Here is a 308-nt window from a genome sequence, read left to right on the forward strand (position 1 = left end):
CGAATCAGCCCTATGCATACGGTAAATCTCCCTAAAAAGGTTTATCGTAATGAGCGTAGTTTCCTCAGCAACTACCTCGATTGGTGAATCAACTAGAAAATACAAACCTTGAGTTACGGAGGCTGTAACTGAGCTCACCAGACTAACCGTCGAGCAGGAAGAATATTTATAAGGCTTTACAACTAATGATATAACTCCATTTACTAAATCATTAAAACCCATCTAAAACACCAAAGCACGCAGCTACGTAAACACCATCATTTATAGGGGATAAATTCATTTCACTACTGCCGTAACTCTTACCATTA

1 protein-coding gene is annotated in these 308 nt (G+C 38.6%); it reads right to left on the reverse strand.

What is annotated here, in order from left to right; translation table 11 throughout:
* Nucleotides 1–222: hypothetical protein (locus tag CWB85_RS22710; RefSeq protein ID WP_212748254.1), on the reverse strand; the 222-nt coding region annotated here is incomplete at its 3' end.
* Nucleotides 223–308: the final 86 nt, after the last annotated feature.

This window comes from Pseudoalteromonas sp. S1727 (assembly GCF_005886375.1).
GTDB classification, from domain to species: domain Bacteria; phylum Pseudomonadota; class Gammaproteobacteria; order Enterobacterales; family Alteromonadaceae; genus Pseudoalteromonas; species Pseudoalteromonas haloplanktis.